Origin of the sequence: Nonomuraea cavernae (assembly GCF_014646355.1) — a bacterium.
Lineage (GTDB): Bacteria > Actinomycetota > Actinomycetes > Streptosporangiales > Streptosporangiaceae > Nonomuraea > Nonomuraea cavernae.
This window is the reverse complement of sequence record NZ_BMNH01000002.1, coordinates 41,452-67,356: the sequence shown is the minus strand read 5'-3', so window position 1 is coordinate 67,356 and position 25,905 is coordinate 41,452. Positions and strand designations below refer to the sequence as shown.

At 68.1% G+C, this 25,905-nt stretch carries 29 protein-coding genes; 9 read left to right on the top strand and 20 right to left on the bottom strand.

All coding sequences use genetic code 11. The features are described 5' to 3' along the window. Positions 1-12: 12 nt before the first annotated feature. From IEY82_RS04355 to IEY82_RS04310, 10 genes are all read right to left on the bottom strand, one after another. The gene (locus IEY82_RS04355) at positions 13-774 is read right to left on the bottom strand and encodes a hypothetical protein (protein ID WP_189122663.1); all 762 of its coding nucleotides are present in this window, start codon (positions 772-774) and stop codon (positions 13-15) included. Beyond that, positions 774-1,244: a DNA-directed RNA polymerase subunit alpha C-terminal domain-containing protein gene (locus IEY82_RS04350; protein WP_189122662.1), complete on the bottom strand. Its 471-nt coding sequence runs from the start codon at positions 1,242-1,244 to the stop codon at positions 774-776. Before IEY82_RS04350 ends, IEY82_RS04355 begins: the two co-directional genes overlap by 1 nt. A gap of 63 nt (positions 1,245-1,307) precedes the next feature. Beyond that, positions 1,308-2,924: a DUF3560 domain-containing protein gene (locus IEY82_RS04345; protein ID WP_189122661.1), complete on the bottom strand. Its 1,617-nt coding sequence runs from the start codon at positions 2,922-2,924 to the stop codon at positions 1,308-1,310. 78 nt (positions 2,925-3,002) lie between these two features. Next, positions 3,003-3,662 carry a hypothetical protein gene (locus tag IEY82_RS04340; protein WP_189122660.1) on the bottom strand — a complete coding sequence of 220 codons (660 nt, stop codon included), beginning with the start codon at positions 3,660-3,662 and terminating at the stop codon, positions 3,003-3,005. Next, the gene (locus IEY82_RS04335; protein WP_189122659.1) at positions 3,659-3,895 is read right to left on the bottom strand and encodes a hypothetical protein; all 237 of its coding nucleotides are present in this window, start codon (positions 3,893-3,895) and stop codon (positions 3,659-3,661) included. Before IEY82_RS04335 ends, IEY82_RS04340 begins: the two co-directional genes overlap by 4 nt. Continuing rightward, the gene (locus IEY82_RS04330; RefSeq protein WP_189122658.1) at positions 3,892-4,494 is read right to left on the bottom strand and encodes a hypothetical protein; all 603 of its coding nucleotides are present in this window, start codon (positions 4,492-4,494) and stop codon (positions 3,892-3,894) included. Before IEY82_RS04330 ends, IEY82_RS04335 begins: the two co-directional genes overlap by 4 nt. Before the next feature lie 134 nt (positions 4,495-4,628). Further along, complete coding sequence (locus tag IEY82_RS04325) at positions 4,629-5,237, bottom strand: vWA domain-containing protein (RefSeq protein WP_189122657.1); 609 nt, start codon at positions 5,235-5,237, stop codon at positions 4,629-4,631. A 95-nt stretch (positions 5,238-5,332) separates the two neighbouring features. After that, on the bottom strand, positions 5,333-6,769 hold the full coding sequence (locus IEY82_RS04320; protein ID WP_189122656.1) for a UvrD-helicase domain-containing protein: 1,437 nt from the start codon (positions 6,767-6,769) through the stop codon (positions 5,333-5,335). A gap of 113 nt (positions 6,770-6,882) precedes the next feature. Beyond that, complete coding sequence (locus IEY82_RS04315) at positions 6,883-7,158, bottom strand: hypothetical protein (RefSeq protein WP_189122655.1); 276 nt, start codon at positions 7,156-7,158, stop codon at positions 6,883-6,885. Between the two features lie 516 nt (positions 7,159-7,674). Next, a complete protein-coding gene (locus IEY82_RS04310; protein ID WP_189122654.1) occupies positions 7,675-9,954 on the bottom strand; it encodes an nSTAND3 domain-containing NTPase in 2,280 nt (759 codons plus the stop codon). Positions 9,955-10,381: 427 nt separating this feature from the next. On the opposite strand from IEY82_RS04310, the gene IEY82_RS04305 reads away from it, so the two are divergent. Next, positions 10,382-11,416, top strand: coding sequence for a pentapeptide repeat-containing protein (locus tag IEY82_RS04305; RefSeq protein WP_189122653.1), 1,035 nt, complete (start codon positions 10,382-10,384; stop codon positions 11,414-11,416). A 74-nt stretch (positions 11,417-11,490) separates the two neighbouring features. Here IEY82_RS04305 and IEY82_RS04300 read toward each other — a convergent pair whose 3' ends face one another. The 6 genes from IEY82_RS04300 to IEY82_RS04275 all read right to left on the bottom strand — a co-directional run bounded on the left by IEY82_RS04300 (position 11,491) and on the right by IEY82_RS04275 (position 17,251). Next, the gene (locus IEY82_RS04300) at positions 11,491-12,090 is read right to left on the bottom strand and encodes a hypothetical protein (RefSeq protein WP_189122652.1); all 600 of its coding nucleotides are present in this window, start codon (positions 12,088-12,090) and stop codon (positions 11,491-11,493) included. Continuing rightward, positions 12,087-13,136, bottom strand: coding sequence for a hypothetical protein (locus IEY82_RS04295; RefSeq protein ID WP_189122651.1), 1,050 nt, complete (start codon positions 13,134-13,136; stop codon positions 12,087-12,089). Before IEY82_RS04295 ends, IEY82_RS04300 begins: the two co-directional genes overlap by 4 nt. Positions 13,137-13,448: 312 nt before the next feature. Then, complete coding sequence (locus tag IEY82_RS04290) at positions 13,449-15,059, bottom strand: recombinase family protein (RefSeq protein WP_189122650.1); 1,611 nt, start codon at positions 15,057-15,059, stop codon at positions 13,449-13,451. A gap of 138 nt (positions 15,060-15,197) precedes the next feature. Continuing rightward, positions 15,198-16,118: a tyrosine-type recombinase/integrase gene (locus IEY82_RS04285; RefSeq protein WP_189122649.1), complete on the bottom strand. Its 921-nt coding sequence runs from the start codon at positions 16,116-16,118 to the stop codon at positions 15,198-15,200. Between the two features lie 85 nt (positions 16,119-16,203). After that, the gene (locus IEY82_RS04280; RefSeq protein ID WP_189122648.1) at positions 16,204-16,797 is read right to left on the bottom strand and encodes a DUF1707 SHOCT-like domain-containing protein; all 594 of its coding nucleotides are present in this window, start codon (positions 16,795-16,797) and stop codon (positions 16,204-16,206) included. Between the two features lie 79 nt (positions 16,798-16,876). Then, a complete protein-coding gene (locus tag IEY82_RS04275; RefSeq protein WP_189122647.1) occupies positions 16,877-17,251 on the bottom strand; it encodes a winged helix-turn-helix transcriptional regulator in 375 nt (124 codons plus the stop codon). Positions 17,252-17,371: 120 nt separating this feature from the next. On the opposite strand from IEY82_RS04275, the gene IEY82_RS04270 reads away from it, so the two are divergent. From IEY82_RS04270 to IEY82_RS04255, 5 genes are all read left to right on the top strand, one after another. Beyond that, positions 17,372-18,247, top strand: coding sequence for an NAD(P)-dependent oxidoreductase (locus IEY82_RS04270; RefSeq protein WP_189122646.1), 876 nt, complete (start codon positions 17,372-17,374; stop codon positions 18,245-18,247). A gap of 71 nt (positions 18,248-18,318) precedes the next feature. Continuing rightward, positions 18,319-18,615, top strand: a complete 297-nt coding sequence (locus tag IEY82_RS04265) for a class I SAM-dependent methyltransferase (protein ID WP_308015921.1) — start codon at positions 18,319-18,321, stop codon at positions 18,613-18,615. Beyond that, complete coding sequence (locus IEY82_RS40090; protein WP_308015922.1) at positions 18,612-18,911, top strand: glycosyltransferase family 2 protein; 300 nt, start codon at positions 18,612-18,614, stop codon at positions 18,909-18,911. Before IEY82_RS04265 ends, IEY82_RS40090 begins: the two co-directional genes overlap by 4 nt. Continuing rightward, positions 18,908-19,093, top strand: a complete 186-nt coding sequence (locus IEY82_RS40085; protein WP_308015923.1) for a hypothetical protein — start codon at positions 18,908-18,910, stop codon at positions 19,091-19,093. Before IEY82_RS40090 ends, IEY82_RS40085 begins: the two co-directional genes overlap by 4 nt. A 30-nt stretch (positions 19,094-19,123) precedes the next feature. Further along, positions 19,124-19,687, top strand: a complete 564-nt coding sequence (locus tag IEY82_RS04255; protein WP_189122645.1) for a GNAT family N-acetyltransferase — start codon at positions 19,124-19,126, stop codon at positions 19,685-19,687. An 8-nt stretch (positions 19,688-19,695) separates the two neighbouring features. On the opposite strand, the gene IEY82_RS04250 is transcribed toward IEY82_RS04255, so the two are convergent. Beyond that, the gene (locus IEY82_RS04250; protein ID WP_189122644.1) at positions 19,696-19,896 is read right to left on the bottom strand and encodes a hypothetical protein; all 201 of its coding nucleotides are present in this window, start codon (positions 19,894-19,896) and stop codon (positions 19,696-19,698) included. A gap of 56 nt (positions 19,897-19,952) precedes the next feature. On the opposite strand from IEY82_RS04250, the gene IEY82_RS04245 reads away from it, so the two are divergent. The 3 genes from IEY82_RS04245 to IEY82_RS04235 all read left to right on the top strand — a co-directional run bounded on the left by IEY82_RS04245 (position 19,953) and on the right by IEY82_RS04235 (position 24,028). Beyond that, entirely contained in the window at positions 19,953-20,951 is a 999-nt protein-coding gene (locus IEY82_RS04245) for a CE1 family esterase (RefSeq protein WP_189122643.1), read from the top strand. Between the two features lie 159 nt (positions 20,952-21,110). Next, positions 21,111-22,658: a hypothetical protein gene (locus IEY82_RS04240; RefSeq protein WP_189122642.1), complete on the top strand. Its 1,548-nt coding sequence runs from the start codon at positions 21,111-21,113 to the stop codon at positions 22,656-22,658. 17 nt (positions 22,659-22,675) lie between these two features. Further along, positions 22,676-24,028, top strand: coding sequence for a serine hydrolase domain-containing protein (locus IEY82_RS04235; RefSeq protein ID WP_189122641.1), 1,353 nt, complete (start codon positions 22,676-22,678; stop codon positions 24,026-24,028). Between the two features lie 20 nt (positions 24,029-24,048). On the opposite strand, the gene IEY82_RS04230 is transcribed toward IEY82_RS04235, so the two are convergent. The 3 genes from IEY82_RS04230 to IEY82_RS04220 are packed head-to-tail and all read right to left on the bottom strand — an operon-like array spanning position 24,049 to position 25,893. Continuing rightward, positions 24,049-24,453 (bottom strand): arsenate reductase ArsC, encoded by a 405-nt coding sequence (locus IEY82_RS04230; protein WP_189122640.1) that lies wholly within the window; start codon positions 24,451-24,453, stop codon positions 24,049-24,051. Further along, a complete protein-coding gene (gene arsB, locus IEY82_RS04225) occupies positions 24,446-25,537 on the bottom strand; it encodes an ACR3 family arsenite efflux transporter (protein WP_189122639.1) in 1,092 nt (363 codons plus the stop codon). The genes IEY82_RS04230 and arsB overlap by 8 nt, the downstream gene beginning before the upstream one ends. Further along, positions 25,537-25,893 (bottom strand): ArsR/SmtB family transcription factor, encoded by a 357-nt coding sequence (locus tag IEY82_RS04220; protein ID WP_189122638.1) that lies wholly within the window; start codon positions 25,891-25,893, stop codon positions 25,537-25,539. Before IEY82_RS04220 ends, arsB begins: the two co-directional genes overlap by 1 nt. Positions 25,894-25,905: the final 12 nt, after the last annotated feature.

Here is a 25,905-nt window from a genome sequence, read left to right as displayed (position 1 = left end):
GGGGTTGTCCTTTCACAGCAAGGCAAGTTGTTCATGCACGGGCCGCCGCGTCGCCTGCAGCAGCGGTGGGGGCTTGTGCCACGACGCCAGGTCGTATCCGCCGTCCCACGGGTCGAGGTCGTCCGGAGGAGGCGTGTCGAACAGGCCAGGCGGCTGGTCGTCGTCCTTAGGCAGTGCGTCGACCCAGCCGAGGACGGTCGGCAGCGCCCGGTCAGGACCCGCGCGCTGCAGGTACGTGCCATCAACGGAGAGGGCCCAGCGGACTATCCGGTAACGCAGCAGGGAGTTGACCCGCCCGACGTGCGTCCAGATGCCGATGCTGTTAGCGATACGGCCGAGGTTCTCCGCAGCAGGCGACAGCTTCCAGGCCGTGCTGCCGCCGATGAACAGGCAGTCGAACTCGTCCCAGTCCCACAGCGGGCAGAACTCCATAAAGTCCTGCGCGACCAGAGCGGCAGGGAACCCCATGGCGCGGATCTCCTTGAGCATGCACCGTGACCGCGCCACGGTGGCGAACGCGTCGCCTACCTCGTCGGGCGCGGTCACGAACAGGCACCGGTCGGCGTACGGGACGAACCGTTCCAGGTACTTCAGGTACTTCCGGTTGCCGGGGTACTTGCCGCCGTACACCGCGTTGTCCACGCCGAACAGGCCCACCTCGGGCAGCCCGTTGCCGCTGGCGGGGTTGAGGATCGCGCCCAACCGGCCGGCGGCGACCTGCTCCCGGATGGACGGGGTCGACGGCGGTGCGAGGTAGAGCGGCTGCGGCAGCATCAGCTCGCGGTGACCTTGCGCAGCACGGCCCGCAGTTCGGCGTACCTGCCCGCGCCGAAGTTCCTGATCCCACACAGGTCCTCGTCGTTGACGGCGGCCAGGTCGCCGAGGGTGAGGATGCCGTCCCGCATGAGCAGGTTCCGCACCGCGATGTACGGGCGGAGGATCACGTCGCGCAGCGACGTGTCCAGCGGCATCCCGGTCCGCCTGACCAGGTCGGCCGTCGTCGCGGTCTGGACGGTGAGCTGGTCCACGATCTGGTCACGCCAGACGCGGACCTGCGCGCCGTACTCGGCCTCCTGCTGGTGCTGGGGGCACTTGCCGGGGTCGGCCTTGTCGCAGTCGTGGCAGTCGCCCAGCCACGGGCGTTCCTCGGCCTCGTCGGCGTAGTCGCCGAGCCTGTCGATGATGTGGTCCCAGATGTCGCTGGTCAGGGCGACAGTCAGCATCCGGTTCGAGTCGGTGGGCACGATGCAACTCCTTGAGAAGAGGAGCTAGCAGTTGTGCTCGCGTCAACTGCTAGCTCCGGAAGGTCAGCAGGGGATGGTGACGATGACCGTGGTGACCGTGATCCCGGCCGACTTGAACGCGTCGGCCGGGAGCGCGGTGATCGAGCCGCCCCGGTCCTCGACGAGCTGCCGGAACTCGGCCGCAGCCTTCACCTTGTGGAAGGCCACGCCGCCGCCCATGACCGCGACGAGCCGGCCGCCGGGCTTGAGGAAGTCGAGCGCGTGGGTGACGTGCGCGATGTCCTTGCCGCCGGAGAACGGCGGGTTCATCACGATCCGGTCGTAGGTGCCGAGCTGCGACGCGTCCGTCTCCAGGAAGTCGTGGCGGTACAGCAGGTTCGTGCCGGGGACGCGGGACGCCAGGACCTCCACGAGGTTGTTGTCGAGCTCGACGCAGTCCACGACCGCGCCCAGTTCGACGGCCGCCAGAGCGATGTTGCCGGTGCCCGCCGAGGGTTCGAGCACCGTCATGCCGGGCTCGATCTCGGCCAGCTCCATCAGCCGTGCCACCACGGCGGGGGGCGACACGAACGCCTCCCGGTCGGCGCCGACGTGCATGTGGCTGACGGTCTGGGCGGCGGCCTTGAGCTTGTCGGTGTCGATCGTCGGGACCTCGGCCTTCGGCTTGGCCTGGGCCTGCTTCGCGGGCCGCTTCGGCGCGGTGACGGTCGGCCCGTCCTGGCCGTGCGGGCATTCCACGGCGCGGATTTCGGTGTACCTCACCTTGTCGGGCCAGGAGTAGTCGGACTCGACAGCGACCGTGACCGTGTTGACCTTGACCACGGGTCGCGCCCGAATCCCCCAGTAGTGCACGACGTCGCCGACGTGCACGTTGTGCTTGCCCCACTGGACGTACTCGCCCGCCTCGACTGCGGCGGCGAGCTGCGCCCGGTCGTATTCGAGCTGGTTCTCCAACTGCGCCTTGCGGGCGAGCAGCATCTCCCGGTGGTCGCCGGTGGCGCCCTCGTGGACCTCGATGTAGTACGGCTGTCCCTTGTGGTCGAGGTGCCTGCGGGTGTAGCCGTCCAGCGACTTTTGGATCTTGCGCAGCTCGGACTCGGCTGTCTTGATCCTGCGCGCGGTCACGGCCGGAGTCGCGGAGCGCCGCATCTGGCTGCCGACCGCGTTCGCGCGGCGGGCCACTTCCTGCGCGGTGTCGTTCTCGGCGATGCTCTTGCGCATCGCCTGGTCCATCCGCTTCCGGTCAGCTCGGGCCCGCCCCTCGGAGTGGTGGCCGACCAGGATGGGCTGGCCAGCGGCGAACCGCTCACTGATCTGGTGCGCCCGGTCATGCGCGGCCGACGCCGCGCCAGCGTGCCGACCGGCCTTGTTCTCCAGCGCGTCGCGGCGGTCTTCAAGCCGGTCCGCCTTGTCCTCCAGGACCTGCGCGCGGTCGCGGAAGCTGTCATCAATCTCGATCTCGACCTCGTACCCGGCCTCGCGCAGGGCCTTCGCCGCGGCGTTGATCGCGTATCGGTCGGCGACCTGGTCGCGGCTGTTGCGCAGGCCGAGCATCCGGAGGGAGGGGAAGAACCGGAAGCCGCCATTCTCCCACTTCTTGATGATCTCGAACACGCCGTCGCCCTTGCGGGTGCCGTACACGAGGGTGCCGTCCTCGTGGTTGTGCCTGATGGTGATCAACTTGCCTCTTTTCCGGGTCGGTTGGGTGGGGCGGGGCGGCGGTGGGTGGCCGCCGCCTCGCAGCTAGAACTGGGATGGTCAGATGCCGGCAGGGTCGTCCGCAGTGCGGCACAGGTCCTTGTGCAGGTAGCTGATTTGGAACTGGTCAGCCCGGCCCTCGATCGCGGCGGCCCTGGCCATCAGGGTCAGCAGAGAGTCCGGGGCACCCTGGCCGATCAGGCCGAGCTCAACGTCTTCCGGCAGCGGGTTGCCGGGCTGGACGACCTGCAGGAACCACGCCTGCGCCTGGACGTTGTGCTCGCACACCGGGATGCGGGTGAACGCGTCAACCCCCTTCGGGGCGGGGAGGAACGCCACCTGTAGCCAAGCGTCATCCCATGGCAGGCCCATCTCGTGTGCGAGGTCACCGACAGCGTCCTCGTAGGACTCGGCGACCTTTTCCAGCGTGTGGCCGCAGCTGGTGATGTAGCTCGCGACCTTCCGTACGATGGTCTGAGGCGTGAGCTCCACGAGCAGGACGGCGTCGTCCGCATGCCAGTGCTTCACCAGCTGGTCGAGCGGACCGGCCGCGTAATGGCGGCCGTGCATCCAGTCGCCGTACCAGGTGGGGTTGCCGATGAGCGGGCGGGGCGCGTTGGCGACGGCCAGGCCCTGCGAGCGGATCGTGTGGTCGTGCTCGCCCCAGCCGGGCGTACCGGCGAGAACGTACCGCTTCGCCAGGGTGATCTCGGTGGTCACTGCTGTGGTCCCTTCGGGCAGTCGTAGAGGAGGTGGGTGTCCATGAGGGCGTCGAGCGCCTTGGTGACGCTCTCGCCGTAGCCGGGTTCGGGACCGCTCGGCCTCTCGTCGCACAGGGGGCACTTCACTGCGATCGTGAAGTTGTCCCGGTTGTGGAAGTAGCCGTGGCGGCGGGCCTGCCGGGCGATCTGGGCGCGGCCGGTCTTCGTGGCCGGGTTCGGAGGTCGGGTCACTCGTCGCCCTCGTCTTCGTCGTCGTCCTTGATCTGCGCGGACAGGAGGTTCGTGATGTAGTCCCTCGGAGGGAGCACGCTGTCCCTCGGCAGGAACACCGGACACGTCGGGGGGCACTGGGCGGTGCTGCGCTCGGTGCCGTCCGGCTCGGTGCCGCAGTGCGGGCAGCGCGTGTTGGGGACGGTCTGGGACACGTCGAACGTGCCGCGCTTCACGTAGTAGCCGCGGTTGCGTTCCTTCCTCTTCTCGCCGTCTTGGCCGTCCTCCGGCTTCGGCTTGCCCTGGGCCTCGTTCTGCTTCTTGCGGCCGATACGGCGGAACGTCCCCAGCGCCTCCTCGCTAACGGCGACCTGACGGCCCTGCGCGAGCCAGTCACGGAAGCCGGCGCAGTGGGTCAGGCCACGCCTCTGCGACAGGAGCAGGGCGATGTTCAGCAGGGAGTAGCCCGGCTCGCTACTCGCGGGGTCGAGCTTCCAGCCGAGGCTGGCCGCGGCCTGCCTGTACGCCTCGAACTCGACGGGGTTGTTCAGGCACAGCACGGCGTAGTTGTGCAGCAGCTCGTTCGCGGCGGCCTTGCTCGCCGCAGATCTGGCCTGCATTGCCGGAGTGACGGTGCGCCGCTTGCGGCCTTTCGTGGCGGTCTTGCCCATGGGTTGGGTGGCCTTTCTGGCTAGCTTTTCTGCTTGCCGGTTGGGATTGGCGGCCCCGCTGGGTGGGCGGGGCCGCAGGGGGGTCAGTAGCGGGTGGCGTCGCGGTCGTCCTGGGTGAACCCGCTACCGCCGCGCGACACCAGACGCCCGGCGCGGGTCATGCTCTCGGTGGTGCGGCGGGAGGAGTACGACAGCGTCGTGTCGGCGCCGATGCCGATGTCGCGTGCGGCGGCGAACGCGTCCTGGTCCGCGCCGAGGAAGATGAACGTCCAGCCGTTCTTCTGCAGGTCCGCGATCAGGCGGCGGATCTGGCGGCGTGAGCGCCACTCCTTGGACTCGTTCTCCTCCCCGTCGGTGAGGATCACGATGGAGACGTGGCCGGGGACGTCGCCCTCGGGCATGGCGTCGAACTGGTCGCGCATGGTGGTGAGGGTCTTGCCGATGGCGTCGAGCAGCGCGGTCCTGCCGCGCGGCTGGAGACGGTAGTCGGGGACGTCAGCCAGGGCGCAGTACTCGTACACCGGCTCGCAGCGGTCGTCGAACTGGTAGAGCGACACAAAGGTTTCGCGCGGGTTGGTGGCCTGCTCGGCGAGGAATGCCTTCAGGCCCCCTTCGGTGTCGGCCTTGACGGAGTGCATGCTGCCGGAGCGGTCGAGGATGACCGTGATGAGGCCGCGGTTCGGGTTGGGCATGTTGTTCCCTTTCGGGTTGGAGGGATCAGGCTCGGCCGGGCGGCCGGGTCTGAGCGCCTGATGCCAGCACTATTGCTGGCATCAGGCGCAGCGGGTTACAGGTAGTGGCGGATCCAGTTGAGGCCGGTGTTGTCCAGCTCGTACTGGGCGCGGGTCACGGTGACGTAGGCGAGCATCGCGTCAGGGCGGGAGATCCGGCCGGGCTTGTCGTCGTCGGTGGGCTTGGGCTCGGGGAAGTCGTCGGCGACCTTCACGCGGCGCCACTCGCGGCCCTTGGCCTTGTGCGCGGTGGAGATCTCCACGTCGGCGCGGTCCGAGGGGACGAGCCGGGATACGGTGTTCAGCACGACGTCCGCGCCGTGGGCGTCGATGAGATTGACGAACGGCCGCAGGTCGCTGCCCTCGTCCTCTTCGATGTACTCCTGCAGCTCGGCCCACGTCTTGAACGCGAACAGCTCCGGATGGGAGCAGCCGCGCCCGTCCTTGAGCTGCATGGCCGCCTCGGCGAGCTTACGGATCTGGTCGCCGCCGCCGACGAGGGAGACACGGCGGCCGGCGTTCAGCTGTTCCATGACCTGGGCGATGGCCGTGCCGTTGGTGCGGCACAGGATCGCGTCCGGCTCAGTCAAGGTGGCGAGGCGGGAGTTGATCTGCTCGAACCCGCGTAGCCGCAGCGGCGCGTTCAGGTACCCCAGCCACAGGTTCGCCTCCTCGGCGACGACCTCGCCGAACCTGAAGCTCTGCGACAGCGTCAGCCGCACGCCGTTGAACTTGGACATGGCGTCCTCAGCGCCGCGCCACCCGTAGATCGACTGGGAGGGGTCGCCGACGAGGACGAGCTGGGCGTGCCGCTGGGCCTCGACCATCTTCGCAACGGGCGGGTTGGAGTCCTGCGCCTCGTCCAACAGGATGTAGTCGTACTTGGTGAGCTGAGGACCGGACAGGCACCACATCTTGAGGTAGCAGTCGTGGCTGAAGGGCAGGCGGCCGCGGGGGTCGCGGATGTCTTCCCATGCCTTGGCGGCGAGCAGCGGGATCTCTGCGGCCAGGGTCTGCATCGTGTCCGGGTCGTCGAGGCCGGGGATGCGCGGCACCGGCTGGTGGAGGATGTTGGTGCGGGCGCTGCGGGTGAACGTGGCGACGGTGGACATAACGATCCGGGCGACGTGGGCCGGAGGGATCAGCGCGTTCGGCGCGTAGATCGGGTCATTGATCTTCAGCAGCTTCGCCACGTCTTCGCTCTTCATGCGGGGCGCCTTGAGCCTGTGGGCGTACTGACGGCCGACCGCGCCGAAGGCCAGGCCGTGCGACGTCTTGCAGGTGACGGAGTCGGGGAAGCTCTTGGCCGCCTCGACCTGGATCGCCTTGTTGTAGGCGATGTACAGGCCCTTGCGCTTGGGGACTGCGCGGGCGGCCATCTTGAGCACGCTGGTCTTGCCGCAGCCTGCGCCGGCCTCGACGACGAGGTTCTTGTCGCCGGGGACGAAGGTGTCGATGATCGTGCCCTGCTCAAGGGTGGGCTTCGGTGCCATGTTGGTTCTCCTTGGGGGATGCCTTACTACTAGCTGTAGTGCTAGCAGTAAGGCCAGGTTGGGTTGGTTGTGTGGGCCTGGCGGTGGGTGCCGCTGGGCCAGGGCTGGTCGGGTCAGCCGGTCTGGGTGGCGTACATCGCGTCGCGCATCGTGGTGCCGTTGGTCATGGCGTAGTTGATCGCTTCCAGCGCCATGCCGCGCGGCCAGTCGAACTCCTGCAGCAGGGCGGCGAGGCTTTCGATGAGCTGGTCGGTGACGCTGTCGTACTGGTCGGGCAGGATGCGCCGGGCCTTGGCGTTGGCCAGTCGCCGCAGCAGGCTGAGCATGGTCTCGGCGATCTCGGCGGTGGCGGGAGGGTCGGCCTCCGCCGGGGGCGCGGTGATAATCATGCTTGCCTTTCTGCTTGCATTAGTAGCTCCGGGACAGTTTGGGCAGGAGACTTCGGTGGGCGATGATTGTTGCTGTCTCCGGAGTTTTACCGCGTTTCCAAAGGTCAAGTTGTGTTTTGATGAGATCATCATTGCATAAGTTCGTCGCGTTTGCAAAACGACCTTCGACGTTGGGAAACACGCGTCTTAGAGCGCACGCGAGTGCTCCGAGGAGCCTTGCGATCCCAAGCCAGGACGGACATCCGGTGTAAACACCACGCCCACCCGCACGTCCAGCTCCGCGGGCCGCATCGCAGCCCTCCCTGTGCGCGGGCCAGGCGGGGCTGAGCAGGAAATCGCATTGTCCGTTGCGTCCGTTGATCTCCGCGCGGATGTTCATCCCGCTGCGCGTCACGTAATTCACCAGCATGGGTACCTACACCCCATCTGGAGTGTGCCCAGGGTTATCAGCCCATGTCTGTGAGTGGCGGGCGACCAAGAAGACCTCACCGGCGAGAAAGGACGGCCGATGTGCAATTACGACAACTGTTGAAAGATCTCGCCTATATACGCGCGGTCTTTATGAGTGTCCAACCGCGAGGTTGCCGAGTAACCAGAGCGCGATCTATCCGAAAAATCGTGTGACTCTTCTTCGGCATAGTGTTGTGCAGTGTTACTCCGTTCGCGCTCGATATCATCTCGCAACTCGTCAGCGAGGCCGATAGTCTCGGCGAGACCTTCGATTTCATCGAGCCATTGACTGTCGCTATCTTCGTCTGTTCTATTGCTTGAGATATTGTCGACGTCGGACCGCAACGCTGCTTCCGCGTACTGCTTAAGTAGTGGGATAGGGTCGAAGTGCGGCGCAAGCAAGGGTTTATTTGCTTGAACGAATGAAGCGAATTTCTCAACCTCCTCACTTATAGATAGAGCATCGCCCCAGGCGCAGATCAACTCGCGGGCCTGCGTCTTAACTTCATCGAGTCGTCCTTTCTCGTGCTCGATGAACGCATGGTTTAGATTATCTAGGATGTCCGTATTTGCATAAGCATCAAACTGGCTCCGTACACTCAATGCTCGGCTCAAAAGTTGTGGCGATCTCTCTGGTGCAAGTTGTCGCGTTAGAGTGAGGAGTTCTGCAATTGGCCGCAGAACGCTGTTGATCTCCACGTGCGGATACTTGGTCGAATTAGCGGTTCGGATGCCTTCCAGCATGAGTTCCTCGATGCGGTTTGCAACGTTATGCTGCTCACTAATTAGCGCAGCGGCGAGATTAGGAAATCTATGCCCGCCGTTAGTGGTAGCTGCTGCATATCTTAGTAGCGTCAAGATCTGATTTAGGCTGCAAGCGTCGTTGATAAGTGAAAGGGCGTATTCAGGTTCTTCGTCGAGAGTCGCCAAGACAAAGTCGCGGACGCTTGGGTTTGCGTAGGCGACCCGAGTTTCTTTAATAGGAGGTGACGTGCCTATCTGAATGAATGTGCCCTCCAGGGCGCGAAGAGCGTTGGTGAAATCTATGGGGCGAGTGTCGCGCCTAGCAACTTTCCGTAGAGTGTTAGGGTCCACGCCCTCTACAGGGAACGTCGCAAGGGTCAGGACCACGCGCTGAGCTGCATCGGAGAGTACTGTGGCGAACATCGTGCCCCACAGATCAATGGGGCGAGCGAGCGTATTGACCAAACTCTTCGCCAGTGTCTCAGCGCTTTGGCTGCCTCGCTTGATCACCTGCTCAATAACGCGAGGGGAGAAGTTGGGGTGGTCCACTACTTGCCAATAGTGCTTACCCGCAACATAGTCCCGCAGAACCTGGCGCGGCAGCTTGGAAAAATACAAGTGGTTGTAGAGTATTTGTGCCCGCTCCACCGCTCTGTAGTCGGCAACCTCTACAACACACTCGCGAAGCTCGAAATTTCCCCGTGCAATAGGCTCTCTGGTCAGAGCTGTTTGCCGCAGGATTTGCGATCTCGTGGTCATGACTATTCGCTTGGTCGAATCCTTTGCAACTCGATCCATGAAACGCACGATACCGGCGTCTTCGTTCTTGTTGCCGCGCTCGCTGATATCGGTCTGACCGAGGAAGTCGTCGTAGAAGAAGATTTGTTGCTCGCCTGGGCGGTAGGCATCCCAGGCTTCGTCAATATTTGATGATATCAAGATGACTTGCCAGCCTTCATGCCAATGCGCGAGCAATAGCATCTCGGCCAACATACTCTTGCCCACACCGGGCACTCCTGTTAGAACTACGACATGGGTGTCATCGAGTCGGGTGGACGCTCGGTCGTAACCAGGGCTACGCACGTACAGTTTCACTCGATCTCGGATATCCTCCATTAGTGCTTCGCTACGTGCCCACAAACCGCTGCGAACAATAAGCTCAAGCATTCCAGTTGAGGCGAGCCAGAGCTTAAAGTGTTGACGTTCAACTCTTTGATGCCTGCTAAGCAATTCATTCAGATCAAGCTGCGTCAAAAGGTCGCCTGGGTTGGCAAGCCATGGGGAAAGATCCTTAGCTAGGGAGTCCTTCTGGGTGCGGCTTAGGTTTTGTGTCGTCGCGAAGAGATACCGGTCGGGCCGCTCCTTATTCATCTTTGGCAGCTCTTCGCGTGCCGATCTACCCAAATCGGCGAATGTGGATCCTGCGTAGTGTTTGCACTGAACGACGACTTTCTTGCCGCCTACCCATCCTCTTAAGTCAACTCCGCCATCTTGGCCGCTTCCGAAAGCTTCGAGCTTCCATCCGTATTCTGCTGCCAGGAGATCCCGCACTAGCAACTCGAAATCCGTAGGTGACAGCGTCTTGAAGTCGTAGTCAGGCAAAGAATACCTCACTAATATGCCGTATCTTGTTTCCCGATTGGGTGCATATATTGACTGGGTCGGTATGGATATATGATTGCAGGTTCTTGATTCTATTGTGCGTTGGGCATCTGTGTCAGCCTATTCGAAGACAATGACTTCCACTCGCACCTCGCGATCAGGAGCGCTCACGCACGCAAACGAGAGTGCTAGCGTCAATGCGAGGACCGGCCACGATCGTGAGGGTCCGGCGGGGCCTGCCGCGCCGCGCTGCGGTTCGCTAGCTCCCGCCGCACCGCCCGCGACCATGCCTCCTCCGCCGCGTCCACTACTGGCTCAGGCTCCCACACGTCAGCCCTCTCACGCACAGCGCCAGCCGCCATGGGAGGCGACGGTGAAACGAGTCGATCGCAACCGTTCAGCAAGGCCAGCCTTCTACGCTCGGCACATGACGGACAAGCGTCGACGCCTGCCCTCCCAACGCACGATCCTGCTCGTGGCTGCGGTGTTGCTCCTCGCCGGACTCGTCTGGATGCTGGGGCCCGGTGCCCGATGGGTCGTCGACCTCGATGTGGACGTTACCAAACTGCCGGAGAAGGACCTCGCGACCGCGGCCGACGCCGTCCGCGGAAGAGCGCTCGCCATCGCCACCGGAGTAGTCGCGCTGGCTGCTGTCTACTACACAGCCCGCAACGCCGAAACCGCCCGCCGTGCCGTCGAGCTGACCCAGCAAACCTCGACCCGCACCTTGGAGCTGACCGAGCAAGGCCAGGTGACCGACCGCTACACCAAAGCCATCCAGCAGCTCGGCGACTCCGACAACCTGCACATCCGCATCGGCGGCATCTACGCACTTGAGCGCATCGCCCGGGACTCCGAACGCGACCACAGCACCGTCCAAGAGGTCCTTACCGCCTTCGTGCGCGAGTACGCACCCGATCCCGCACAGCCAGCAGCCCAGGTGGCAGAGGATGGGAAGACGCAGGTTGAGCCCTTTCGCAAGGTACCCGCTGACGTTCAGGCCGCTCTCACCGTAATCAGCCGGGCGAACATGTTGGGCGCAGACCTGACCGGCGCGAACCTAGCTCTTGCGAGACTGGTCGGCGCGGATCTTACTGGTGCGAAACTGGCCGGCGCGGATCTGATCGGTGCGGACCTGACCGGCGCGAAATTGACCGACGCGGACCTAACCAGCGCCGACCTGATCGGCGCGATGCTGACCCGCGCGGACTTGACCGACGCGATCCTGGCGGACGCGGACCTGACCGGCGCCCTCCTGACCCGCGCGGACTTGACCGGCGCGATGCTGGCGGACGCGGACCTGACCGGTGCGAGGCTGATCAAAGCGGACCTGACCGACGCGATTCTCACTGGCGCGAAATTGACCAGGGCGCAGTACAACTCGGCAGAAGCGAAGAGGCACGCAAGCCCGCCGCCCCACTTCCTCGACGATCCACCCAAGGAGCAGGCCCAGTCGGCTTAACACTGCGACGTCCTGGCGGGGGCAGCGAGCCGTGCCATCCTGAGAATCACGCCCAGGGCTTCATCCTGTGCTCGTCACCCGGTGCCGGGTTCGCCCTTGCGGTTCGTCCGCTCCCACCGCGCCCGCCGCATTGCCCGCAACCGCGCCTCCTCCCCCGCATCCACGACTGGCTCAGGTTCCGGCTCCCACACCTCCGCCACAGCCCCCGCCTCCACCGCGGCCGCGGCCGCCTCATCCAGCCGACGCCACCGCTCCCGATCCGCACGCGACCCCACCTTCGGCGCCCGCCCGGCCAACGGCTCAGCCACAGTCGGCAACACCCGCGCCACAATCGCCCGCGCCCGCGCGGCTGCCGCCTCCGGATCCGGCGACGCCCGCCGACGCGCATCCCCCAGCTCCGCTCGCGCTAGCGCTTGTGCTCGCATCCTTGCTGAGTTGGCGCGGGCCACCTGCTGCGACCGCGACAGTATCGGCCGCATCGACTCGTCCATCCAAAGCCGCAGCCTGGCCTTGGCCACCTCCCACCGCATCGGGTCGCCCCACACTGCCTGAGGGCCGTCCGGTGAGTTGTTCAGCGCGTGCAGCACATCCCCGTGACTCCACCCAGCATCGAAGAACCGGCCAGCGAGATCCAGCAGATGCTTCGGCACCTTCGGCGACGAGCTGCCCGTCACGCCCCCTCCCCCAGTCGGGTCCACAGCGCCGCCCGGGCGGTCACGTACTCCGCGGGCGGTGTCCGCCGCTCGTCCAGGTCGACGACCACGGGCGTGGCCTGGTCGACCGGCTCGGGCGTGCCCCAGATGACGCTCAGTCGACGCTCCTGGGCCCGCCACATCGCGATCTCGGCGTCTTCGGCCTGCTGTGACGCCGATCGCGCCAGCGGCGCACCAGCAGCATCAACCCACAGGCCCGCGCGGTGCCGGATCCGGGCCCTCATGCCGCGCCTGCGCTCGACCGTGCCCGCCAGCCGGCCGGGGTCGATGTCGCCCCACTGCTGCCCGTCCGGCATCCGGTTCAGCGCGTGCTCCACATCGGCGACGGTAAACCCTGCAACGAAGAGCAGACGCAGCAGCGACCGCAGGTCCTTCGTCGACAGGATGCCGAGGGTGAGTGCGTTGTCACGGCGGAGCCGTTCGCACGCCGCGATCTGGTCTCTCTTGCTGCGGGGCGTTGCGTGGCGTGGCCACGAGGGGGACGGGCCCGTGGGCTCGGAGCTCTCTCGCGCGCCCGCGTTAGGGAGAGATCTCTCAGAAGAGAAACCCCAAACAGCGGGGGTGCAATCTTGTTCCACATGCCCGCTGACGTGGGAAAACGTGGGGCGTTCAGCGATGGTTTCGACCGGCCAGGGAACGTCTTCCTCTTGTTCGAGTTCCGGCACCTCGAGGTCGTCGGCCAGCAGTTCGGCCGGGATGGTGAGGGCGTACTCCGCAGCGAGGTTGCCGAGGCCGTCGTCGATGCGGCCCCACAGGCTGCCCGGACGGGTCCGTGCGGTGGATCCGGTGGTGACGGTGATGAGCAGTTGGTGCTCGCGCATCCACGCGAGGAGGTAGGCGATGGTGCGGCGCGAAACGCCGACCTCTTCGGCGAGCACGTCCCAGGTCGCGCCGCGCTTGGGCGCGGTCATCATGGTGGCGTCGGTGCGGGTGGTGAGCTGCCATGCAAGGCGCATGAGGTTGCGGTGCCGCTGCCGGTTGCAGTGGGCGCGGGCGAGGTAGTCCACCGCGTCGAGCCACGTGGCGCGGGTGGGTGCAAGTTTCTGCTCATCCATGGGGATGGGCGTGATGGGGGTGTCCGTCGACGTGCGCCGACGCGCCCCGGCTTCGGTTTTTTCGTAAACCGAGGACAGGCGTGTTATCTTCTACTCCGAGAGAAAGGCCCCCACGAGGGCAACGCGAAGCACACCCAGCTCGGGATCGCCGCCAAGCAAACGAGCAGGGATAGCAACGCGATGAAGTTGGTTGCTTCAGGGACGGCCCGCACTGCGGGCCGTTTCTCATTTAGCCGATAGTTCTCCTTCGTGAAGGTCGGCCGATCATCCCGCAGTCTCCCGACTTCGCCATTTGCTGAAACGGCTGGTCAGTTCGCGCCGCCTCGTCTCCCCCCACGCCGAGTGGACAACGATCCACGCAGTCGTGCGATCTTCCCGGTACACGTCCACGTGGCTGATCACCTCGCCAAGGATGTCCCGTAGTCGATCAGCAGGCAGACTGTCCCACTCCTGGATAAGTCCTTCGATCACCGGCACGCAGTCCATCGGGTCGATCGGATCCGGTCGGTCCTCGAACTCGGCGAGCGAGTCCAAAACCGCTTCGCGTTCGCGGAGCAGCCTGTCACGCACCGGCTCGTAGACCGACTGCGGGATCACCTCGTTGATCAGCAACTCGGTTTGCCGTTCGAGAGCCTTGTCGATCCGCTCCAGCTCACGGCGAAGCATCTCCGGCTGGGAATCCCCGCCTTCGTGGACCTGGAGGCCGGCCACCGCCAGAGCGGCCTCGGCCTCGATGTCGGGCAGCCACTCGACGAGCACCTGCTGAACCGCTTCCTCGACGGCCTCCATCGTCACAAACCGAGTGCCGCATCTGGGAACGTTGTAGCGCTTGCGGTAGATCGACCCGCAGACCCACCCCATGCGGCCGCTGTGGTTGACCTTGAGCGGGTACATGGTGTTGGTGCAGTAGCCACACTTGCACAGCTTGGACATCGGGTAGACGGCTCTCCTGGCGCGCGGCGGCAGTGCCGAGGTGATCTTTCGGAGCCTCTTGTAGGTCTCCCACGTCTCCATGTTGATCACAGCGTCGTGCGCGCCGGGGTGGTACTCCTTGGTGCGGCAGGACGACGGCTTGGAGCACCGGCAGTCGCGATGGTGGACACAGATCAGGCCAGCTGCGAAACCCCGGTCCATCATCCGCGTCATCTCGCCCGGCTTCCACTTCCCGCCGGTTGTCGTCCGTGCGCCGCGAGCGTTCGCCCAGTCGGCGAGGCGAGAGAAGTTCCGATCGGCGATCCATCGGTCGTAGCTGTCCGCGAGGATGCCAGCGAAACCGCTTGCGTGATCCGGCTCGTAGCGTTCCGGGCCGTCCTCCGGAGCAGCAAGGGTCCTGTCGTGGTAGAGCGGGTGACGGGCCCGACCGCGCCTGATGTACCCAAACTGGGCGGCACCGAGCGGAGGAAGCCCGCGAGCAAGACGGTTCTGGAACGCCTCGCCCCACTGCTCACCGGCCCGGTCGGACTCGAACGCGGCCAGCTCGAACAGCACGCCGCGCGTCAACTTGCCGACCGCTGTACGGGCGTCGATCTCTTCGGTCGCGGAGACCAGCTCGCCGCCGGCCTTCTCAACGCGGGCGAGGTTGAGCTGATTGCCGGTCCGGTTGCGTCCGAACCGGCTGTACTTCCAGACGAGGATCGCCTTGGACGTGCCTTCTTCGACGTCAGAGATGACCTTCATGATCTTCCGTTGGAAGGTCCGGCCGGAGACGTCAAGGTCTTCGACCCACTCGATGATCCGGAAGCCACGGCGGCGGGCCAGCTCCTTGATCGCGGTCCGCTGGATGTCCGGGGAGATCTTCTCCTCCAGCATCATCGAGACCCGGATGTAGCCGATCGCGGGGATCAGGCTCTGACCTTGGGGGATACGCACGATCACACGTTACTCATTTGCGGACAATGCGTTCAAGGACGGCGTCCAAGGCGACGGCGCCGGGACCGTCCTGCCCCTGTGCCACGGACTCTCACCCCCTCACGTCGTGGGCCAGATTAGAGCAGCGGCCGTTCTTCTTCACGTTCACGCCCGCCTCCTCGGCCGGGTGGCGAACGTGTGCCGGAGCTGGTGCGGGTGCAGCCCGGCGATCCCGGCCTGACGGCCGATGCGCTCCACGAGCTCGTAGACGTCCTTACGGTCGAGCCGCCGCCCGGAGGCGGACACGAACAGCGGCCCGGTGAGCTGCTCCACCGTGATCCCGGCGCGTTCGGCGCGGTGGGTCAGGTAGCCGTCGATCGCGTGCGCCGCCGCCGGCGGGACCTTCCGCGTCTTCGGCTCGTCGGCCTTGCCGGCGATCCGCAGGGTGCGGTGGCCGCGCTCGTGCCCGAGGTCGGTCAGCTGCGCGGCCAGGGCTTCGGTGACGCGGACGCCGGTCTGCGTGAGCAGCCGGATGAGCGCCGCCGTGCGGAGTCGTTCCCGGCCGTGGTCGTGGTCGGCGGCGTGCAACAGGTCACGGGCTTGGGCGCGGGTGAGGCCCACGGTCTCGCAGTGCTGCCGGTTCACCTTCGGCCGCCGGGTGCCCTTGAACCGGTTGGCGTCGATCACGTCCTCGTCGGACAGGTGGTCGTACCAGGACGACACGGCCGAGATCCGCAGGTTCATCGTCTTGGGCGGGATCGGCTTACCGGCTCGTCGTTCCAGCCAGCGTGTGTAGACGTCGCCGTGGGACTTGCGCGCCTGCAGCGGGTCGAGGCCGGTCTCGGCGCAGAAGCCGAACCATCGCTCGATCTCGCGCCGGTAGGTGTCGCGGGTGTTCGGGGAGTCGTAGGACAGCAGCCACGCCTTCGTCAGGTCGCGCACGTGGCCGGGCAGACCGGGCGGGAACACGATGGCGCTGCCCGGACGCAACGCCGGCTCGGTGGAACGGGGGGCGGGGATCTCGGTGATCGCCTGCCGCGGGGCGGGGGTGCCCGTGGCGTGGAGCCGTGCGCCGGGAGTCGTCATCGGCTGACCTCCTGCGGGGCGTTCCTCGGCTTCAGGGTTCGTGTCGCTGGTGGACGCCGCATGGGGCGCCGGCCGGCGTGGTCGCTCAACGCTCCTGGCTGCGGCGCTGCACGCGGCGTTCCCAGCTGTTCGGGTGGCGGATGACCACGCCTGAGGTGCCGCCGTTGCCGGTGAGCCGGACCCGCGGCGTGCCGGGCAGGCGCTCCGAGGTGGTCTTGTCCTTGAAGCCGCCGAGGCCGTCGTTCATCTCTGAGGTCTCCGCCACCCACCCGTCGGGGATGATGATCGTGACTCCGCCGGTCTGGCCGTGCGCTTCTATGGCGATCTCGGGCAGCCGGCATTCGGTCTGGGTGAAGTCGAGCTTGGCGCTGCCCAGGCCGCCGTACACGGTGATCTGCGCGGGTACCCGCCAGCGTCCCGTTCGTGCCGCGCCGTTCAGGCCTCCTTTGAGGACCAGCGGCTCCGCGGGGACCTCCTGGGGCAGGTCGGCGGTGAGCGGCGTCAGTTCGGCGTAGGTCTTGGCGTTCAGTGCCAGCTCCAGCCGGACTTCCAGTTCGGTGAAGTCGAGGCGCCCTTCGGCGGCGGCCGTGTTCAGCCGCTCCACCACCGCTTCGCGTTCGTCGTGGGAGACGCGCATCTGCTGAGGGCGGATGGGGGCCGGCTGCTGGTTGTCGCCCATGGTGTTCGCTTTCGGGTGGGGTGAACTCCTTCGGGGGGTTCCGAGGAGATCACCACCCTATAACCGCGATTATGGGGGGTTATGAATGATCATGCTCGTCCCCGGTGAAAACCTTCGCGGCTCCGATCCGCCGTATGCGTTCGGTGCCCCATGTCCCCAGGCCGGCCAGGGCGGCGTTGAGCGAGACGCCGTGCTCCGTCAGGGAGTACTCGACCTTCGGAGGCACCTGGAGGTACACCTCACGGTGCACGAGACCGTCCTCCTCCATCTCCCGCAGATGCTGGATCAGCATCTTCTCGCTGACGCCCGGCAGGCCGCGCCGCAGCTCGGCGAACCGGCGGGTCCCGTGGTGGTCCAGCTCCCAGAGGATCAGCGACTTCCACTTGCCGGCGACCACGTCCATCGCCGCGTCGACGCCGCAGAAGTAGGGGCCCCGTCGTGCCGCTGTCGCCATCCGGCCGCTCCAAAGACGTACTTACCCACAAGTAAGTACCTGACTAAATAGTGAGTACTGGTCAACTCTACCGGTAGCCGAAAGGATCGTCGCGACGATGAACCGAAGGGGGCACCGAACATGACGAGCGATGACAACGTGCAGGTGAGCGTTCTCGGGCTGGGGGCGATGGGGAGCGCTCTGGCGGGCGCCCTGGTGCGGGCCGGGCATCCGACGACGGTCTGGAACCGCTCACCGGGCAAGGCGGACGACCTGGTCGCGCGGGGCGCGCGGCTCGCCGCCACGGCCGGTGACGCGGTCCGGGGCGGCCGGCTGGTGATCGCCTGTCTGCTGGACCACGCGTCGGTCCGTGAGGTGCTCGATCCGCTCGCCGGGGAGCTGGCCGGCCGGGCCCTGATCAACGTGACCACGACGCGGCCGGCTCAGGCACGGGAGATGGCCGCCTGGGCGGCTCAGGCCGGGGTCGCGTATCTGGACGGCGGGATCATGGCCGTACCGGACATGATCGGCCGGCCGGGGGCGTCGATCCTCTACAGCGGGTCGGCCGAGGTCTTCGATCAGCACAGGCCGCTGCTCGACCTGTGGGGAGGCGGCACCTACTTCGGTGACGACGCCGGACTGGCGTCCCTGTACGACCTCGCCCTGCTCTCGGGCATGTACGTGATGTTCGCCGGGTTCATGCACGGCGCCGCCATGGTCGCGCCGGCCGGCGTGACGGCGCGCGAGTTCGCCGCCATGGCCGCGCCCTTCCTGACCGCCATGACCGACGGCTTCCAGGAGTACGCCGCGGTCATCGACGGCGGTGACTACACCGTCGAAGGACAGCAGAGCCTTGAGTTCTCCGACCTCGGCGACCTCCTGGCCGCCAGTTCCGACCAGGGCGTCAGCACCGAGGTGGTCGCCATGGTCCAGCGCCTCATCCAGCGGCAGATCGACGCGGGCCACGGAAAGGAGGGCTTCGCCCGGATCTTCGAGAGCATCAGGCGACCGGGCTGACGGCTCGCCTGGCGGGCGCTCGTCCCAGCGGTGTTGGACAACGCCTGCCCTTCGCGGGCATGGTGGGCGGCATGCGGCTGGACGAAGCGACGATCCCGGTCGTCGTCGGCGACATGGCGACCGCGGTCGCGCCGGGAGAGTACGCGCTCGTCTCTCTCGTCTTCAACACGATCTCCAACCTGCTCACTCAGGCCGGGCAGGTCGCCTGCTTCCGCAACGCCGCCCGTCATCTCACGCCGGGCGGCCGGTTCGTGATCGAGCTGTGGGTGCCCGAGTTGCGCGCGCTTCCGCTTCACCGCGCGGTCGCGTTCCCACGTGTCCGTCTACCGTCTCCCCCGGCACTGACTTCTCACGTCCGGGAGACATGATGCCTGACCCGAAGACCACCGTCGACGTGGTGGTCCTCACCATGAACGACCGGCCTGACGCGTTCCCGCGGGCCATGGCCTCCTTGCTGGCCCAGCGGGGTGTCGATCTGCGGGTGGTCGTCGTCGGTAACGGGGTCGAGCCCGACCATGTCCCGGCCGGCGTGCGCGCGGTGACCCTGCCCGCCAACGAGGGCATCCCGCAGGGCCGCAATGTGGGCGCGGGCATGCCGACTTCTACCGGTTCGTCGCCCGCAACCGGGTCTGGCTCGCCTACCGCCGCCTGCCCGCTCTTTTGATCCCGCTCTATCTGGCGAACTGGACGCTGCTCAGCGTGGCCCGGTTCCGGTCGCGCGCCGGCCTCGCCGTCTGGTTCGCCGGTCTGCGGGAGGGGATGAGGGGCGGGCACGGGTCGCGCCGGCCGATGTCCTGGCGCACCGTGCTGCGGCTGACTCGTGGTGGCCGTCCCCCGATCGTCTGAGCACGGGCGCCACGCTGGTACGGTACGCGGATGTTCGCGATCTTCTTGGGGGACGGCGCCGAGTTGCGCCCGTTGGAGCCGTGGCAGGCCGAGGAGTTCCTCGCCCACCTGGACCGGGCGCGTGACGCGGTGGACCCGTGGGTCCCGTGGGCGAGCCGCAGCACCGACCTGGACTCGGCGCGCGCCTCGCTGCAGCGCTACGCCGACCTGGCCGCCCGTGACGCGGGCCGGCTGTACGGCATCTGGCTGGACGGCACGCTCGTCGGCGGGATCATGTTCGTGGCCTTCGACGCCGTCGCGGGCACCTGCGAGATCGGCTGCTGGCTGGAGCCGGCCGGGCAGGGGCGGGGGCTGATCACCCGGGCCGCGGGACGTCTCATCGACTGGGCGGTGCACGTGCGCGGCATCCGCCGGGTCGAGTGGCTCACCCGCCTGGAGAACACGGCCAGCCGCAACGTCGCCCAGCGGCTCGGCATGCGGCTGGACGGGGTGCTGCGCGAGCAGTTCCCGTACCGGGGAGTCCGGCACGACACCGAGGTCTGGTCGCTGCTGGCGGCGGAGTGGGCGGGCCGCTCAGCCGAGCACGGCCGGTGACGCAACGGTCAGTTTCCGCCTCCGGAGCTGTCGCACCCGAACGAGTCGGTCGCGCCCGGCATGGGGTTCGCGTGCGGCTCGATCACGATCCCGCTGGGCGTCCTGCGGCGGGTGGCGGGCCTGCGTGAGAGGGCGAGCCAGGCTTGCCGGACGACGATGACCGCCACCGCGGCGAGAGATCCGGCCGCCAGGATCGTCGAGAAGGTCATCCACACCTCGCCGGGAGAGTCGACATGTCCTTTGTATGATCTTATGCGGAGGCGCGATGGTCAGATTCGTGATCGGCGTGGCGCTCGTGGCGGCGCTGGCCGCCCGGTGCGGTGAGGCTTCGCCCTCCCCTGTCACGCCCTCCCCCGCCTCCTCCGCCTCCTCCGCCTCCTCCGCCTCGCCGGCGGTGACGGCGAGCCCGCCGGCTGGGTCGGCGGGGTGCGCGGCCGGGCCGGTGCTGGCGCGTGGCGAGCATCTGATGTCCTTCGGCGGGCTGCAGCGCAGGTTCCTGTTGTCGCTGCCCGCCGGTCCGGGCCCGCACCCGGTGCTGCTCAACCTGCACGGCATGGGGTCCAACGCGGTCGAGCAGGCCGTCTACAGCCGGTTGCCCGACGTGGGGGCGCGGCGCGGCTACATCGTGGCCACCCCGCAGTCGGCCGAGGGCAGGTTCGGCTGGACCCTGCCGCACATGGGCGGCCCCGACGACACCGGTTTCCTGGGCGCGCTGCTCGACCGGCTCGAACAGGGCCTGTGCGTCGACCGCCGCCACGAGTTCGCGGCCGGCATGTCGCTGGGGGCCGGCATGTCGGCCGGGCTGGTGTGCGCCCTGAACGGCCGGCTGGCCGGCGTCGGGCTGGTCGCCGGGGTCAACATCGTGCGGCCCTGCGACGATCCGCGGCCGACGACGGTCATCGCCTTCCACGGGGTCGCCGACCGGGTCGTCCCTTACGAGGGCGGCCCTCCCCTGCGGTTCGCCTCGGAGAAGCTGCGCAAGCTGGGCGCGCTGGTCAAGCTGCCGCCCGTCGAGCAGGCGGCCGGCGGCTGGGCGCGCGCGTTCGGCTGCACCGGCCGCGCCGACGGCACTCCCGCCCGAGGGGTACGGCTGCGCGGCTGGACGGCGTGCCGGGGCGGTGTGACGGTGCGGCTCTACAGCGTGCGCGACGGCGGCCACACCTGGCCCGGCGCGCGAGAGGTGCCCCGGCTGGGCGCCACCACCCGCGCGCTGGACGCCACCGGCGTCATCCTCGACGCCTTCGACGCCGCGCCGCCCCGCTGAGGACGCCACACGACCCTGCCGAAGACGTCATGCCACCGTGCGAGGCGCCCGTCGCCGGAGAGCCGCGTCGCCTGGCTGTGAACCCCGGGGATTCGGGCCTACCGGCCGGGACCGGGGGCCGGTAAGACAGGCTCGGGCCCCTGAACAGAACGGCATGCCATGAGCGACGACGTACGCATCATCCTGGAGGCCGTGCCGCGCGCCGGCCTGACCGCCGAACGGCTGCGCCAGGCCGTGGCCGAGCACCCCGGCGTGCTGGCCGAGCTCGACGTGGCCGACCCGGCGGAGCTCCTCGTGCCGTACGCCGCGGCTCTCGGGCACGACCCGGGCGACGACGCGCCCTTCCGCGCGTGTGTCTTCGACCCGGTGGGCAACCGGTCCGTCGAGCTGCGCGGCACGCTGGACCGGCCCGAACGGGCCGAGGTGCGGCCCAGCGCCTTCACCCCGCAGCCCGGCAGCGGCGAGCTGACCGCGGCCGCCGCCATCCTGCGCGCCGACCCGGGGTTCCCGGCCGGTGACGACATCGTGGTCTACCGGCCGATGCCGCCGCTGGCCGACCTGGAGAACCCCGACGGCACCACCGTGCGCCGTCCCACCCTCGGCGTCTACACGCCCGGCGACCCGACCGGGGTGCGGCACCGGATCGTCGCGGTCGACATCATGGGCCGCGGCGTCGACTGGACGCCGGCCGGCGTGAACGTGCGCATGCACCACGACTGCGAGGACAGTGTCCCGGTCGGGGTGGACGCGCTCGCCGACCACGGCGGGCCCGACCAGGTGCGGGTGCGGGTCGTCCGGGGCGAGACGGAGCTGTGGAATCTGCTGGTCGTGCGGCCGCGCGCGTCGGCGCCGCAGAACCCGGGCGTCGGCAGCGGTGTGGAGCTGCGCGACGTCCGCTATCGCGGGCGGCTGCTGCTGCGGCAGGCGCACGTGCCCATCCTCAACGTCGAGTACGAGGAGGGCACCACCTTCCGCGACGACGTCAGCGCCGAGACCCGTTTCTCGGCCACCGGCCGCGACCCGGTCGGCTGGGGATGGCGGCTGTGCGACGGCCCGCCCCGCACGATCCTGGAGCGGCCGCACACCGATGCCGGCAACTTCCAGGGCGTCGCCCTCCATCACGACGGCGAGCGGCTGCGGATCGTCAGCGAGCTGCAGGCCGGCTGGTACCGCTACGCCAGTGACTGGCGGCTGGGCGATGACGGCGTCGTCCAGCCGAGGTTCGGCTTCGCCGCCACCGCCAACCCGATGACCTGCCAGGTGCATCGCCACCACGCCTACTGGCGGTTCGACTTCGACATCGGCGGCGCCGCGGGCGACGTGGTGGAGCAGCTGGACGAGGGGCCGATCAGTCCCGATCCGGTGCCGATCGTCCGTGAGACGTCGCGCAGGCGACGCTCGGGCCGGTTCTGGCGGGTGCGCGACGGGTCGTCCGGCCGTGGCTACCAGATCCACTCCGGGCCGTTCGACGGCACCGCCGACGCCTACGGGGTGTCCGACCTGTGGTTCCTGCGCCACCATCCGGCCGAGCTCGACGACGGCAATCCCGGGCCGCGCGATCGGGCGGCGCTCGACCGGTTCGTCAACGGCGAGAGCATCCACGGCGCCAACGTCGTCGTCTGGTACGCCGGCCACTACTTCCACGACCAGGCCCACCCGCAGCCGCACCAGGGTGAGCTGATCGGGCCGGATCTGATCCCGATCTGAGATTAGGCTGGGCGACCATGAGTCAGGATGTGGAGCGGCCGGGACAGGTGGAAGAGGCGACGGCGCGGGCGCTGCTGCGCAGGCTGGCCGTCGAGCAGGCCGAATGCCGGGTGCCGTCGATCGTCGCGGCCATCGTGCGTGACGGCCGCACGGCGTGGTTCGGCTCGCGCGGGCGGGTCGGTGGCGCCGCGCCCACGCCCGCCACCCAGTACCGGCTGGGGTCGATCACCAAGCCGCTGGTGGCCGCGGTCGTGATGCGGATGCGCGACGAGGGTCTGCTCGACCTGCTCGACCCCGTGGGCAAGTATCTGCCGGACGTGCCGGCCGGTGAGCTGACGATCGCGCAGTTGCTGTCGCACACCGGCGGGCTGACCGCCGAGCCGCCCACGGTCTGGTGGGAACGCACGGCCGGGGTCGCGGTCGACGACCTGCTGGCGCGGCTCGGGCCGGGTGACGTCAAGCACCGGCCGGGCCGCCGTTTCCACTACAGCAACGTCGGGTTCGCGCTGCTCGGTGAGCTGGTCGCCCGGCTGCGCGGGGTGTCGTGGCTGCGGGCGGTGCGGGCGGAGATCCTCGAGCCGCTCGGCATGGACGCCACCACCGCGCGGCCGCGCTCGCCGCACGCGACCGGTTACGCCGTCCATCCGTACGCGGACGTGCTGCTGCCCGAGCCCGAGCACGACGCCGCCGCCATGGCGCCCGCTGGGCAGTTGTGGTCCACCGCCGAGGACCTGGCCCGGTGGGCGGCGTTCGTCGCGGGTGACACCGGTGGTGTGCTGTCGCCTGACACGGTGGCCGAGATGCGCGAGCCCGCCACGGTCGACGACGGTGACGCCTGGACCGGCGGGTTCGGCCTCGGGCTGCAGCTGACCCGGCACGCGGGGCGGCGGCTGGCCGGGCACGGCGGGTCGATGCCGGGGTTCCTGTCGATGGTGTGGGCCGATCCGGCCGACCGGGTGGGCGTGTTGTTCATGGCCAACACGACCTCCGGGGTCAGCCGCGCCCTGCCGACCGATCTGCTGGGCATCCTGGACGAGTACGAGCCGCGGCTGCCGGCCGAGTGGCGGCCCGTGGCGGCCGATCCCGATCTGCTGGCCATGACGGGGGTGTGGCACTGGGGGCCGGCGCCGTACGTTCTGCGGTTGCTGCCGGAGCGGGGGCTGTCGCTGGAGCCGGCGGGCGGCGGCGGGCGGGCCTCGCGGTTCGTGGCGCGCCAGGACGGCACCTGGGTGGGGCTCGACGGCTACTACGCGGGTGAGACGCTGCGGCTGGCGGCCGACCATCTCGACCTCAACACGTTCATCTTCACCCGCACGCCCTACGATCCGGACGCGCCCGTGCCGGGCGGGGTCGCCGGCTGGGAGTCCTGAGCGCCGCCGGCGGGGACATCTCAGCCAGGCAGCAGCTCGCTGAGCAGCTTCTCGGTGCGGGATCGGATGTCGTCGCGGATCGGCCGGACGGCCTCGATGCCCTGCCCGGCCGGGTCGTCGAGCTTCCAGTCCTCATATCGCTTGCCAGGAAAGATTGGGCAGGCGTCGCCGCAGCCCATGGTGATGACCACATCCGAGGCCTCGACCGCGTCGACGGTGAGGACCTTGGGCTGCTCGCTGGTGATGTCGATGCCGACCTCGCGCATCGCCTCGACCGCGACCGGGTTGACCTGGTCGGCGGGCGCGGATCCCGCGGAGCGCACGTCGACCAGGTCGCCGGCCAGATGAGTGAGCCAGCCGGCGGCCATCTGGGAGCGTCCGGCGTTGTGCACGCAGACGAACAGGACGGAGGGCTTGTCAGGCACGGGCGGGCTCCTTGGCGATGAACAGGCGGCGGCCGGCCAGGCTGACGTAGACGAGGGCGACCAGGACGGGGACCTCGATGAGCGGGCCGACCACCCCGGCCAGCGCCTGGCCGGAGGTGACGCCGAAGACGCCGACCGCGACCGCGATGGCCAGTTCGAAGTTGTTGCCGGCGGCGGTGAAGGCGAGGGTGGTGGTGCGGTCGTAGGGCAGGCCGATCGCCTTGCCGGTCAGGAAGCCGCCGCCCCACATGAGGGCGAAGTAGGCCAGCAGCGGCAGCGCGATACGGGCCACGTCCGCGGGCTGGGAGGTGATCGTGTGGCCTTGCAGGGCGAACAGGATGACGATGGTGAACAGCAGGCCGTACAGGGCGATCGGGCCGATGCGCGGCAGGAAGCGCTGCTCGTACCAGGTGCGGCCGCGGGCGCGCTCGCCCAGCTTGCGAGAGGCGTAGCCCGCGAGCAGCGGTATTCCGAGGAAGACGAGCACGTAGAAGGCGATGTCCCAGGCCGAGACGGCGAGCGCGGACTCCGGCAGGCTAAGCCAGCCGGGCAGCACCCGCAGATAGAACCAGCCCAGCGCGCCGAAGGCGATCACCTGGAAGACGGAGTTGAGCGCGACCAGGACAGCGGCGGCCTCGCGGTCGCCACAGGCCAGGTCGTTCCAGATGAGCACCATGGCGATGCACCGGGCCAGCCCGACGATGATCAGGCCCGTGCGGTACTCCGGCAAATCCGGCAGCAGGAGCCACGCCAGCGCGAACATGAGGGCCGGGCCGAGTGCCCAGTTCAGCACCAGCGAGGCGATCAGCAGGCGGCGGTCGCCGGTTACGGTGCCGAGGCGGTCGTAGCGGACTTTGGCCAGCACCGGGTACATCATCAGCAACAGGCCGAGCGCGATCGGCAGCGAGATCTCCCCGATCTTGACGGCGTCCAGCGCGGCGTCCAGGCCCGGCACCAGGCGGCCGAGCAGCAGCCCGACCCCCATGGCCGCGATGATCCACACTGGCAGGAACCGGTCCAGCCTCGACAGGGCACCGAACACGTGGGCGGGCGGCGCGCCGGCCTGTGCGGGTTCGGCGGCCATCACTGCGGAACCGCCGGTGCGGTGGCGGGCGGGGTCAGCAATGCCGACAGCTCGCCCAACGTTTCGGGCACCAGCCGGTAGTACACCCATGACGCGCGGCGCTCGGCGGCCAGCAGTCCGACCTCCTTGAGCACCTTCAGGTGGTGGCTGATGGTCGGCTGGGACAGCTCGAACGCGCCGGTGACGTCGCACACGCACACCTCGCCGCCCGCGCGGCTGGCCACGATCGACAGGATGCGCAGCCGTACCGGATCGCCCAGCGCCTTGAACACGCGCGCCACCCCCGCCGCCTGCTCGGCGTCCAGCGGTTCGCGGGTCAGCGGCGGGCTGCACTCCAGGATCTCCAGCAGTTCCATCCGCACTCTCCG

Excerpts from the sequence above, each read along its gene's own strand:
- IEY82_RS04220 (WP_189122638.1), bottom strand. The coding sequence starts at position 25,893 with ATGGAACTGCTGGAGATCCTGGAGTGCAGCCCGCCGCTGACCCGCGAA.
- IEY82_RS04265 (WP_308015921.1), top strand. The coding sequence starts at position 18,319 with ATGCGGCTGGACGAAGCGACGATCCCGGTCGTCGTCGGCGACATGGCG.
- IEY82_RS04270 (WP_189122646.1), top strand. The coding sequence starts at position 17,372 with ATGACGAGCGATGACAACGTGCAGGTGAGCGTTCTCGGGCTGGGGGCG.
- IEY82_RS04275 (WP_189122647.1), bottom strand. The coding sequence starts at position 17,251 with ATGGCGACAGCGGCACGACGGGGCCCCTACTTCTGCGGCGTCGACGCG.
- IEY82_RS04235 (WP_189122641.1), top strand. The coding sequence starts at position 22,676 with ATGAGTCAGGATGTGGAGCGGCCGGGACAGGTGGAAGAGGCGACGGCG.
- IEY82_RS40090 (WP_308015922.1), top strand. The coding sequence starts at position 18,612 with ATGATGCCTGACCCGAAGACCACCGTCGACGTGGTGGTCCTCACCATG.
- IEY82_RS04250 (WP_189122644.1), bottom strand. The coding sequence starts at position 19,896 with ATGACCTTCTCGACGATCCTGGCGGCCGGATCTCTCGCCGCGGTGGCG.
- IEY82_RS04285 (WP_189122649.1), bottom strand. The coding sequence starts at position 16,118 with ATGACGACTCCCGGCGCACGGCTCCACGCCACGGGCACCCCCGCCCCG.
- IEY82_RS04245 (WP_189122643.1), top strand. The coding sequence starts at position 19,953 with ATGGTCAGATTCGTGATCGGCGTGGCGCTCGTGGCGGCGCTGGCCGCC.
- IEY82_RS04305 (WP_189122653.1), top strand. The coding sequence starts at position 10,382 with ATGACGGACAAGCGTCGACGCCTGCCCTCCCAACGCACGATCCTGCTC.
- IEY82_RS04315 (WP_189122655.1), bottom strand. The coding sequence starts at position 7,158 with ATGATTATCACCGCGCCCCCGGCGGAGGCCGACCCTCCCGCCACCGCC.
- arsB (WP_189122639.1), bottom strand. The coding sequence starts at position 25,537 with ATGGCCGCCGAACCCGCACAGGCCGGCGCGCCGCCCGCCCACGTGTTC.
- IEY82_RS04355 (WP_189122663.1), bottom strand. The coding sequence starts at position 774 with ATGCTGCCGCAGCCGCTCTACCTCGCACCGCCGTCGACCCCGTCCATC.
- IEY82_RS04255 (WP_189122645.1), top strand. The coding sequence starts at position 19,124 with ATGTTCGCGATCTTCTTGGGGGACGGCGCCGAGTTGCGCCCGTTGGAG.
- IEY82_RS04325 (WP_189122657.1), bottom strand. The coding sequence starts at position 5,237 with ATGCCCAACCCGAACCGCGGCCTCATCACGGTCATCCTCGACCGCTCC.
- IEY82_RS04240 (WP_189122642.1), top strand. The coding sequence starts at position 21,111 with ATGAGCGACGACGTACGCATCATCCTGGAGGCCGTGCCGCGCGCCGGC.
- IEY82_RS04330 (WP_189122658.1), bottom strand. The coding sequence starts at position 4,494 with ATGCAGGCCAGATCTGCGGCGAGCAAGGCCGCCGCGAACGAGCTGCTG.
- IEY82_RS04320 (WP_189122656.1), bottom strand. The coding sequence starts at position 6,769 with ATGGCACCGAAGCCCACCCTTGAGCAGGGCACGATCATCGACACCTTC.
- IEY82_RS04280 (WP_189122648.1), bottom strand. The coding sequence starts at position 16,797 with ATGGGCGACAACCAGCAGCCGGCCCCCATCCGCCCTCAGCAGATGCGC.